The organism is Geitlerinema calcuttense NRMC-F 0142 (genome assembly GCF_030285425.1).
In genome coordinates this window covers 1-11613 of record NZ_JASVEJ010000036.1, presented here as the reverse complement: position 1 = coordinate 11613, position 11613 = coordinate 1, and the positions used below count along the sequence as shown (strand labels likewise).

At 50.3% G+C, this 11613-nt stretch carries 7 protein-coding genes and 1 riboswitch; of the genes, 3 read left to right on the top strand and 4 right to left on the bottom strand.

The genetic code is table 11. The features are described 5' to 3' along the window. Positions 1-90: 90 nt before the first annotated feature. Together QQ055_RS09350 and QQ055_RS09345 are read left to right on the top strand one after the other, a co-directional pair. Entirely contained in the window at positions 91-3315 is a 3225-nt protein-coding gene (locus tag QQ055_RS09350) for an EAL domain-containing protein (RefSeq protein ID WP_286004602.1), read from the top strand. An 18-nt stretch (positions 3316-3333) separates the two neighbouring features. Beyond that, complete coding sequence (locus QQ055_RS09345; protein ID WP_286004601.1) at positions 3334-4371, top strand: CHAD domain-containing protein; 1038 nt, start codon at positions 3334-3336, stop codon at positions 4369-4371. On the opposite strand, the gene QQ055_RS09340 is transcribed toward QQ055_RS09345, so the two are convergent. The 4 genes from QQ055_RS09340 to QQ055_RS09325 form a co-directional block, all read right to left on the bottom strand. Next, positions 4368-5117, bottom strand: a complete 750-nt coding sequence (locus tag QQ055_RS09340) for a hypothetical protein (RefSeq protein ID WP_432806011.1) — start codon at positions 5115-5117, stop codon at positions 4368-4370. The two genes, QQ055_RS09345 and QQ055_RS09340, sit on opposite strands and share 4 nt — an antisense overlap. A gap of 227 nt (positions 5118-5344) precedes the next feature. Further along, positions 5345-6982 (bottom strand): tetratricopeptide repeat protein, encoded by a 1638-nt coding sequence (locus QQ055_RS09335; protein WP_286004600.1) that lies wholly within the window; start codon positions 6980-6982, stop codon positions 5345-5347. Between the two features lie 121 nt (positions 6983-7103). After that, complete coding sequence (locus QQ055_RS09330) at positions 7104-7919, bottom strand: phytoene/squalene synthase family protein (RefSeq protein WP_283358090.1); 816 nt, start codon at positions 7917-7919, stop codon at positions 7104-7106. A gap of 151 nt (positions 7920-8070) precedes the next feature. After that, a complete protein-coding gene (locus tag QQ055_RS09325) occupies positions 8071-10026 on the bottom strand; it encodes a cation:proton antiporter domain-containing protein (protein WP_286004612.1) in 1956 nt (651 codons plus the stop codon). A gap of 279 nt (positions 10027-10305) precedes the next feature. Next, positions 10306-10477: riboswitch (cyclic di-AMP (ydaO/yuaA leader) on the top strand. 104 nt (positions 10478-10581) lie between these two features. Here QQ055_RS09325 and ntrB point away from each other — a divergent pair. After that, the gene (gene ntrB, locus QQ055_RS09320; RefSeq protein ID WP_286004599.1) at positions 10582-11424 is read left to right on the top strand and encodes a nitrate ABC transporter permease; all 843 of its coding nucleotides are present in this window, start codon (positions 10582-10584) and stop codon (positions 11422-11424) included. Positions 11425-11613: the final 189 nt, after the last annotated feature.

Below are 11613 nucleotides of genomic sequence, written 5' to 3'. Positions count from 1 at the left end.
ATTTCCCGCACCTGACTCTTGATGTGTCCCCTGGTGTGAGAAATCTTGAGCAATAAGCTCTCTCATCGCTAGCGCAGTATCAGAACTGCTATGACTAAGATCGATCGGCTGCTTCGCATCTTGTTGGTTGAGGACTCAGAAGATGATGCCCTCTTAATACTGCGCTATCTCCGTCGAGGGGGGTATCAAATCCTGTTTGAACGCGTGGAAAATCGCACCGCCATGCAGGAAGCCTTGCAACGCCTCAACGATCTCCCGGATCGCCCCTATTGGGATATTATTCTGGCCGACTACTTTTTACCCGAATTTAGCGCTACGGAAGCCTTGGAACTGCTGCAACAAACGGGGTTTGATATTCCCTTTATTATCGTGTCGGGTGAAATTGGCGAACCGGCCGCCGTAGCTGCGATGAAAGCCGGGGCGCACGATTATATTATTAAAGGTCATCTGGCTCGCCTATTACCGGCCGTCGAACGCGAATGCAAGGAGGCGGCCGGACGCCGAGAACGCCAGTCCCTAGAGCGACAAGCGCGACTGTTGCGATCGCTGATTGTTGCCATTAGCGAAACCTCCAACTTTTCCGAGGCTCTGCAAGTCGCCATTTCCCAGGTTTGCGAACTGACGGGATGGCATTACGGCGAGGCTTGGATACCCAACGCCGAAGGGTCGAGTCTAATCGCGTGTTCGGCTTGGTATGGCGAGAATAACCCGCAAATTGCCCAATTTCACGCCGACAGCAAAGCCCTGACTTTTCAGCCCCATCAAGATATTGTCGGGCGGATTTGGCAAACGCAACAAGCGGAATGGCATCAAGATATTTCTTTACTCGCGCCAGAGGTATCGGGGCGATCGCTCAAGGCGCGACAATGCGGTTTGCGAGCCACCTTGGGCGTCCCCATTCTGGCAGATGGATCGGAGGTTCACCCCACCCGCCAAGTCCTAGCCGTGCTGGTGTTCTTCATGTTTGAAGCCCGTCCAGCCGATAGCAGCCTCGTGCAATTGATCGGCGCGGTTGCGACTCAGTTAGGCAGCGTTATGCAACGCAAGCAAGCAGAAGAGGCGTTGCGAACTCAAGAACATTGGTTAAAAACTCTGATTAATGCCGTTCCCGAACTCGTTAGCCTGCAAGACGATCGCGGGCGCTGGCTCGTGGCGAATGACTACACCCTCAAGCTTTTGGGGTTAGAAGAAGGTCAATATCAAGGCTTAACCCATCTTCAGCTTGCAGAACAAGCCAAAGCCTGTCAACAGACTTTTTTGGCTTTAGACGCGTCCGATCGCCAAACCTGGGAGTTGCGATCGCTCTATAAATATGAAGAGGCGATCGCCCATCCGGATGGCACCTCGCAATTGTTTGACTTTACCAAAGTGCCTTTATTTAATGCCGATGGTTCCCGTCAGGGGTTAGTGGTGGTGGGGCGCGACATCACCGAACGCAAAGCAATGGAAGAAGCCTTGCGACGCGCCGAAGCTCAGTATCGCAACATCTTTGAAAATGCGGTAGAAGGTATTTTTCAGACCACTCCAGAAGGGTACTTCCTCAAGGCGAACCCGGCTCTTGCACGGATTTGCGGTTATGACTCTCCGGAAGCGCTGATCGCCTCCATCACGGATATTGGACAACAACTCTACGTCAACCCCAAGCAACGGGCTGAATTTATCTCAGCCATTCAAGAATCTGATTCTGTCACCAATTTTGAAGCGATGATTTATCGCCGCGATCCTCAAAGTGGGATGGGCGATCGCCAAAACGTCGTCTGGATTGTCGAGAATGCCAGAACTGTACGCGACGAGCAAGGTAATGTCTTATACTACGAAGGCTTTGTGCGCGATATTACAGAACGGCGCATGGCGGAAGAAAAACTTCGCTATTATGCCTTTTACGATCCCCTTACGGGTTTGCCGAATCGCACCCTATTTTTAGAAGAATTACAACAACTCTTAGACAGCGCGCGAGCGATCGCTTCTCGCAGGGATTCTCCCATCGAAACCCTCTCGCAACGCTGTCCAACTCCCGTCAACTCCCGCCCCCAGTTCGCCCTCTTATTTTTAGAAATCTCGAACTACAAGGTGATTAAGTATAGCCTCGGTCACTTAGTTGCCGATCGGCTATTATCATTCATCGGTCAGCGTTTATCCGATTTTATCGAACAGAACCCAGATTGCCTGCACTCCAGCTATTTGCTGGCTCGGATCGGGGGCGATGATTTTGCTATTTTACTCAAACAAGTAGACGCCCCAGAAACCGCAATCCAGCTTGCCCAAACCCTGCAAGCCCTGCTCAAACACCCCTTTCAGATTGAAGGGCGAGAGGTTTTTATCACCGCTCATCTAGGAATTGCCTTTGAACAATCCGATCCGTTCGTGCAGTGGAATCGCCCAGAGGACTATTTGCGGGCGGCAGATACAGCAATGCATCACGCCAAAGCTTCTGGTAAAGGAGGGTATGCCGTTTTTACACCCTCCATGCATACGGGGGCGCTATGGCGGTTGCAACTCGAAACCGACTTGCGGCGATCGCTCGATGCTCTGCTTGCTCAACCGCAGGCGGAATCTGAGTTTATTCTGCACTATCAACCGATTGTTTTGCTGGCAACGGGTCAAATTGTCGGTTTTGAAGCTTTGGTACGCTGGAAACATCCCCTGCGAGGGTTAATTTCTCCGATCGAATTTATTCCCCTCGCCGAAGAAACAGGTTTAATTGTGCCGCTATCCCATTGGATTTTATGGGAAGCCTGTCGCCAGCTTAAACAATGGCAATATCAAGGTTACACCAACCTCAACCTTCCCCAGACGCCCTCGCTGATGATGAGCGTCAATCTTTCTGGGATTCAACTCGATCAAGGCGATTTAGTCGAATGCATCGATCGCATTCTCGCAGAAACGGATTTAGAAGGGCACTGCCTGAAGCTGGAAATTACCGAAAGTGCGATTATGGCAACGGCTGTTTCTACCCTCTCTCGGCTCGAACAACTCAAACAACGGGGGATTCAGCTTTGTATTGATGATTTTGGTACCGGGTATTCTTCCCTCAGTCGCTTGCACAAACTCCCCATTGATACTCTAAAAATTGACCGTTCTTTTGTCAGCGGGATTGAAGTTGAGCAAAATAGCTGTAAGCTGCTGGCTACCATTGTCACCCTTGCGGAGAGTTTGGGGTTAGATGTAATTGCAGAGGGCGTGGAAACCCCAGAACAAGTGAATCGTTTGATGGCATTACCCGGAGAATGCAAATATGGACAAGGATATTTGTTCTCCAAGCCGGTGGATGCGATGCAAGCCCAGAAGCTTTTGCAGCAATATCAACAAGCCTGAAACTTACCCATTAAAAATATGAATCAGCTTTCTTTCTCTTTGCCACCAACCTTTGGTGATTGGGCGCATTTAGCCATCGCCACCCATTTCAATCAAACACTCGCCGATGAAGCGGAGGTGATGAAAACAGAAGGGGGCGAACAGCGCTTGGTGGCGTTAAAACGAATGCGCGTAGGAATGCGGCGCTTGCAAACGGCGATCGCGGGATTCGATCGTGCCATTATTCTGCCAAAAGCAGCACAGGAAAAACAACTCGCCCAAGTGACTCAAGCCTTAAGCAACCTCTGCGAACTGGAAAACTTGCAGGTAACGTTGCAAACCCATTATCAGCCGCACCTGCCCCCAGCCGAACAGCCAGCCCTCCGCAAAGTTCTCAAGAAATTGAAAAAGCAGTGCAAGCGCGCCGACAAACAAAGCCACAAGGAATTGCGTTCTAAACGCTACGCCAAATTCAAAGCAGCGTTGCACCAGTGGTTGCAAGCCCCCGCTTACAGCCCCCTTGCTCCCATGCCCATCGAGCCGATTTTACCGGATTTGCTGTCCCCTTTTGTGAGCCAACTGTTTTTACAACCGGGGTGGCTGGTGGGCATCGAGAAAACGAATTGGGAAGCCGATATTCCCCCAGCCATTCCTGTAAAATCTGTGGAAACGCACCTAGCTTTATACAGTCATCAACTGCGCGATCTTTGCCAGCAATCTCAACAGGTTCGCGATCGAATGCACCTCTATCGCCCCTTGTATGGCAGGGCTTATCAAACTTGCGAGGAGGATATCAAGCAGTTACAAGCTGTTTTAAGCGATTTGCAGGATAATTTGGTGCTAACCCATTTTATCGCCCATGTGTTAGGCAACCAGTGGAGCGCGGCAGCCCCCGAATTGACGCGTCAACTGGCACGAGTTCGCCATCAGGCTTGGCAAGCTTGGCAAACCTTGCAGCATCGCTATTTAACAGCGCAAATGCGATCGGAGTTTTATCTAACGATTTTGCAACCGGGTGCTGAAGAATCGCCTAATGGTACCACTCCCGTGTATTTGAGTCCCCAACGGGAATCCTAACCGGCTTCGGCGATCAACAGGATCGCGGCATACACGAAAGCGCCTAAAATAAAGGCCCAAAAACGGCTTTCTCGTTCTTCTGGCAATTCTTCTTTAAGAACGTTTAGAATAATTCCGCCTGCGAGAAATGCAAACAATAGGGCGATTCCGGCTTGGGGGATTTCCGTAGCATAACCCAATGCCCATCCCACCAGAATCGCAGAGGCTAAGAGCCAGCGTCCGACTTTTTGATAGCTGTGTTTGTGGTGTTGGCTCAAGCCGCGATCGTTGACGATAAAATGCAGAGCCATTGCGATCGCAAAAAACAATAACCCTAACCCATTGGCTTCCTCGCGGTGCAACAGCAAATACCCAATCAAGGCGTTGTAGGCGGCAAAGGAGGCAATATGCAGCCAGAACACCTCCAGGGTGGTAAAGTTTCCTATACCGCTTTTTTGATTATGTTGACGCGATCGCGCTGCCAATCGTTCTAAGCCATAAAAAACCGAAAATCCGCCCAAAGCGACTAAATAGACGTGATGTTCCAGAAAACCCAAGGCTGCATAGGAAACAGACTCTAGGGTTTGCTGTCCTTTGCTGAGTTCGGGGAAAATATGAACAAAGACATACGCCACAGAAGCGCCCCCCGCCAAAGAAAGCCAACGGCTGCGCGGCAGAGTATCGAGAAAGCGCATCCGACTCGCCAGAATGTGAATCCAAGCCAGTCCAATGGCTACGATTAGGCTGATAAACGCCAGCACAGACAACGGTTAACTCCCTGTTCGCCCTCCATTTACTCTAACCCTCTCCTGCCTAACTTCTACTGGGAGACTAACCAAGCTGATTGGCTGATACTCACTGCTGAAAGTCCTAGGGTGGGTGAGCGTTAGCGTCACTCAACAGCAGCCAGGGTTGGGTTTCGTACCTCAACCCAACGCGACTGTCTTGATTGTCAGTCAACCAGGTATTGACCCGATCTTTACCGAGGATACCGTTAGAAACGCGAGGCGGTGAGGGTGACATCGGCGTATTGCCAAGCTGTCTCTAGACGCTTTTGCACGGCTTTAGCTTCTGCTAGTTTACCTTGGGCTTGCAAACTCTGCATTAGACCGAATAACGACCAACCGTTTTCCGGATGTTGCGCTAAGTCGGCTTGATAGACCTTTTCGGCGGCGTTGGGTTGGTTGGCTTCTAGTAAGATAGCGCCTAGAGATTGGCGTACTGGGGAGTACCAGGTTTCCGGCTCATCATAGTTTAAAGCGTCTTCCAGAGTTAAAGCGCGATTGAGATGAGCGATCGCCCTTTCCTCCTCTCCCTGTTTCCCGGCTAACTCACCTGCCAACATCTCTGAAGCAATTTGCAATAGACTTTGAGTATTATTCACTTCCCAAATGGTGACATCCTTTAAAGCGGGATGAGATGCGATCGCGCTCAAGCTTTCCAACTCCTGCGCCGCCTTCTCCAACTCCCCTTTCCCTACAAACGCCATCCCCCGTGCATAATGCCAAACCCCCGTAGGATACTCCAAATCAGTTGCGGGTGAAGGTTGCATCAAAATTTCATCCCACTTGCCAAACCGAGTCAGCGCATAAAGGGGTAGCACATAAAAATGTTGCAACGTGCCATATCCCGGCTGGCGCATCATCCGACGGTTTACCCTAGCCGCCAGATCGCGTGCAGCTTGAATTGCAACCTGAGACTGACCTTCCATTGTGGCACTTGCCCAGAGAAAATGATAGTTATGCAACACATAGGCTAGGGTATAGATGCCTTGAGCATGATCTTGACTTAAATAGGCTCGATCGGCTTCAATGGCGCGTTGATTGGCGATCGCCGCATCATGATATCGCCCCACGCGGATATAGATATGGGAAGGAACGTGAACCAAATGACCAGAAGCCGGAACCAAGTCACCCAATCGATCCGCGCTCTCTATACCGCGTTCGGGGTAGGGTGAAGTTTCTACCGCATGGACGTATAAATGATTTGCGCCGATGTGGTTGGGGTTGCGTGCCAACACGGACTCTAGCGTCGTCAGAATCTCCATTGTATTCGGGTTGGGTTCCCCGGTGGGAGTCCAATAATCCCACGGCGTTATATCCATCAGCGCTTCGACAAACAGCGTCGCCGCATCCAAATCTTCACAATAGTGCTGGGAGAGTTCCCGCATCGCCTCGGCGTAGGCAATATCCAGACTCGCTCGATCTGCGGTGGCGTCTAAAGAATAGCGTTGAGTTAAAGCTTGAATATAATCTCTTTCAGATTGACTGGCCTTTGGGCTTAACAATAGCGCCCTCTGAAGTGCCTGCCAAGCCTCTGGAATGGTTTCTGAATCCATTGCTGCATTAATATTGGGGCCTAAAACCAGAGCCATTCCCCAGTAACACATCGCACAGTCGGGATCGAGTTGAGCCGCTTGTTGAAAAGAACGCGCCGCCTCTGCGTGGTTAAACCCATAGGTGAGAACTAACCCTCGATCGAAATAGCATTGGGTTAGCGGGGAGTCTGTCGAGATCGGATGATGGAACTCACCAAGGCGATCGCATTGAGGCGTCAACTCAACGGCTACAGCAGCCAGAGGAGAGTACAACAGACTAACCAGCAGAAGCAATGCCAAGAAAAAGCGACGCATAGGACAATTCAACAAGCTTAAGAGGGGCTGAGGCGATCGCGCTCAACCGCAAAGACCGATACGATAAGAGCGATCGCGCTATCTGACCAACAACCCTATCCGCAAACCTCCAAAATTGCCACTATTTTTGGCTCAATTGTTCCAACAAAGCCATCACATCAGAACGGCTGAGTTTTTCCTTGCCATTCGCCAAAGCATCCAAGGTGCCATGCGCTAACGCCAAAGGAATGCGGCAGAAAGTCAGCGCGGGCCCCACGGGTAAGGCATCGGTATAAGCATCGGCTAAAGCTAAATTGCGTTGAGCATAGGCAAACATCTCCGGCGCTTGCCAACCCTCTGGAAGGAAACTTACCCCCCGCACGCCATCTTCTTGATGATTGCGGAGAATATTCACCGCCTGCAATCCGCGTCCAAAACCAATCGCCTGCGTTCGGTTCGTTTGCGTGCCATCGTACCACGACCACAGGTCAGATAGCAGCAACCCAACCGCTCCCGCCACCCCAAAGGTGTAACGATCTAAATCGGCTTCCGTATCCACCCGCCAATTGCGTTCCGCCCAATAGGCCATCCGATCGGACATCGCGGCGGTGGCATCCCAAATGCGGGGGGCGATACTTTCGGGCGCAAGTAAGGCCCATTCGCGAATCCGTACCGTTACCTCTTCTAAGGTATTTTTGTAAGGGCTAAGATCGCTAACAAATGCATCGAGCGAAAACCCATCCACGGCGGCTTGCAACGTTAAACTAATCGCTTTGAGCAGTTTAGCTTTTGTTGGATTATCTAAGGTGGGATGGTCTTCAATCTCGTCAATGGCTCGCATACAGAGGTATGCAGACGCCACAGCTTCCTGCAAGCGGGGGGGCAGTTGGTTGATTGGGATATAAAACGTGCGGCTGGTTTCTTTAAGAATTTCTAGTGCATCTGTACGTAAATCCATCCGTATCACTCCTCCAAATATCCACCAAGCAAAGCTTATCTTGTTTGCTCGGTTTGTTACACCTTTGGGTTGAACCCGTTGATGAACCCAGCTTGCAGTCAGCCTATCATAGCGAACCCTCATAGATCCGCAGATTTGCGGAGTTGGGGGGCTATCTGCGGGGAAAGTGAACTACGATAATCGCAATGTTTTGATGGTTGCGGGCAATGGTTTCGGGTTCTACACCCAGCGCGGGTAAACCCCAGATGTGAGGATGGGTTCCGGCGGTCAGAATTAATAAGTCATCGGTTTGCAGCATCCGGTTGAGTTTGGCGACAAAGTTTCCGCGTACTTGTTGCACGGGGGTATCAGATTCTAAGCCAAAGTCTTCGACATCTAGGGGAGGACGATTGGTTTTTGTGGTATTCACCAGGAGGACGAGGTGCAGGGTGGCTTTGAGTTCTGTGGCGATATTTTTGGCTAAACCGATGGTTTGGCGGAAGGCGGCGGAGGTGGTTTCCATCTGGGCGATCGCCAAGAACACGCGGGCGGTATTATTAATCGAATGGGGAAAGCGACTAATTAAGACGGGAACTGTTGCCCGACGCACTACTTTATCAATAACGCTGCCAAAGAAGTTTTCTTGATAGGTGGAGTAACCTTTCCAACCGCAAATCACTAACCCGGCTTGGTGTTCTGCCGCAGCGCGGATAATTCCTTTATCGATGGAGTCGTCTACCCGTCCAATCGGTTCTACGTCAATGACGGCGGCGTTAGCGGCGGTTTCGGCGGCTTCTAGGAGTTGGCGCTGCTGAATTTTAGCGGCTTCTGTGACTCTCCCGTCTTGATCGATTAGAACATGCAGAGGAAGCAGGGTGCCATTCACCTTTTTGGCTAAAATCATCGCCAGTCGCAGCAGGTTGTCTTCGGTGTTGGGGTTGGCGACGGGGACTAAAACGCGATCGCCTAATTGTATATCTTCCACCGCAACCGGAGCGGCCGCTTCTTGGGGTTTCATCTGTTGTCCCCAACGGGCGGTAATCCACGGAGAAGCAATACAGGTGACTAAAATCATGGCAATAATCCCGTTTACGGTCAGTTGATCGACCAGTTCAACTTCGTAAGCAACGGTAATGGCTGCCAGGGTAGAGGCGGCTTGAGCAACTGATAGCCCAAACATCACCATGACGTTAGGAAATTGCAGTTTTAAGAATTTACTGGGAACCCAAGCCGCAAGGAATTTAGCAGTGACTTCGGCGGCAATCATCACCCCAGCAATTAAGAGCGATCGCGGTTCGTTAATTAAAATCATCGGGTCAATTAACATCCCCACGGAAATCAAGAAAAAGGGAATAAATAAGTTATTCCCAATAAATTGAATCCGGTTCATCAGCGGACTCAGGGTAGGAATTAATTGAGTAATCGCAATTCCAGCTAAAAAGGCTCCAATGACGGGTTCAATTTGAATCAGTTCTGCGGCATATGAAACCACCAATAAGGTTGCAAATACAAAAGTGAATTCTGCACCTTCATCATGACCAAAGCGACGAAAGAACCATCGCCCAACTTTGGGAACGCCCCATAAAGTTGCAAAAGTATAAATGGTGAGGGAAGGGATCAAGAATAACCAAAAGCCGAGGTTTAGATCGCCGCCATGCGCCCGAATGACGACAGCGAGGACTAATAATCCTAAAACATTAGTAATTAATGTACCGCCTAACGTAACTGTAACCGTCGTCGTTCGCATGATTCCCAATCTTAAGAGAATAGGAAGTGCAATTAACGTATGGGTGGCAAAACAGGAGGCAACCAAAATAGAAGCCAAAACGCCATAACCCATTAATAACATAGCTCCCGTACCAATTAGCATGGGAAAAGCAAAGGTTGCCAAGCCATAAACAATAGCTTTATCTGCGCTATATTTGAGGTCATCTAGGCTTGTTTCCAAACCCGCCATAAACATCAAAAGCAACAGACCAACGGTTCCTAATAGAACAATACTTGCATCGCGTTCTAAAATTCCTAAACCATTGGGACCAACAACCACACCTGCGATAATTAGCCCCACAATTCCAGGTAACTTGATGCGCTCAAACAAGAGCGGGGCAATTAACATAATTGCCATCATAATCAAAAATACTGGAACGGGTTCAGTAATTGGCTGAACGTTTAATTGGGCTAGGTTATGCGTTGAGGCAGCCTGAAGAAATAACGCTGGCCCAAAATTAAAATTGAACCCGAAATCGCTCACAAATTTACTCCTAGTCCAAAATGGCCTGATGACGATATTATCTGAATTCTTCAAGAATTTGTAGCAAATTTGACGCTCTTAGAAAAAAATCTAACCTCTGACTTAAGAGGGATTGAACATCGGAGAAAAGCAATGCTATAGTAAGCCGAATAGCACCAAATAAGTCAGCCTAATCTAGCTTGTCGCCCAAGCTGGAGCGGAGGAACCCATCAAGGGGCTAATCAAGATCCGCAACCTCGACATTCCAGAAATTATCGAGGTTCTTCTTGAAGGACATCTCTCAGTCCTCGCCCGTCAGCTAACTTCGTAGGCTTTGAGAGGAGACTGGTAAAGTCAGCATTTTTACTCAAAAATGTTTTGACATCCATCAGTGTCCCTGGCTGGTTCTGTTCTGGTGCAAGATAACCGCCTTCGACTCTGAGGTCACACAAGATGTCAGTGCAACTAAACGTATCTGCGATCGCGATCGCAGGTCAAGCCGCATGGCGCAAAGCCAAACCCGCCCTCCTGCAAGAGACTTTACTCTACCCGGCTTTAGGCTTTTTAGGCATCATCCTGCTGTGGTGGGTGGTCGCATGGCTCAAGCCCGAACTGATGCCCACCCCCCCCGAAGCCTTCGCCGCCAACCTCGACTACGTTCTCAACCCCTTTTTCCGACGCGGCCCCGGCAACCTAGGCATTGGCTGGCTGCTAATTGCCAGCCTCAGACGCGTCCTCATTGGCTTTGGACTTGGCGCACTAGTCGCCATCCCCCTCGGCTTTTTAATCGGCATGTCCAGACCCGCCATGCTGGCCTTGAACCCGTTAATTCAAATCTTTAAACCCGTATCCCCTCTAGCCTGGTTGCCCATTGCCCTCGCCATCTTCAACCTAGCCGATCCCTCCGCCATCTTCGTCATCTTCATCACCTCCCTCTGGCCAACCATCATCAACACCGCGTTAGGGGTTCAAAGCGTCTCCAAAGACTACATCGACGTTGCTAGAGTCCTAGAAATGCCCCGGTGGCGGCAAGTGTACAAAATCATCCTCCCCGCCAGCCTCCCCTACATCTTCACCGGCCTGCGAATTAGCTTAGGGATTGCTTGGCTAGTAATTGTCGCCGTAGAAATGCTCACCGGAGGCGTCGGAATTGGGTTCTTCGTCTGGAACGAATGGAACCGCCTCAACCTCAACTCCGTATTTCTCGCCGTCCTCGTCATCGGCGTCACCGGCCTCCTCCTAGACTACGCCCTCGGACAAATTCAACTCCTCGTCACCCACCGCAAAGCCGCTTAAAGAGTGCTGAGTGGGGAAAACGAGTGCAAAAGTTCCGAGTTCCGTAGCTTGCACACCAAGCAGCGGTGTTCCGAGTCAGAAGAGGAAGTGCTGAGTCGGTTCTGAGTTCCGTAGCTTGCACGCCAAGCAGCGGTGTTCCGAGTGAGAAGAAAGTGCTGAGTTGATAGTCATCAAGTCTTCCTCTCTTTT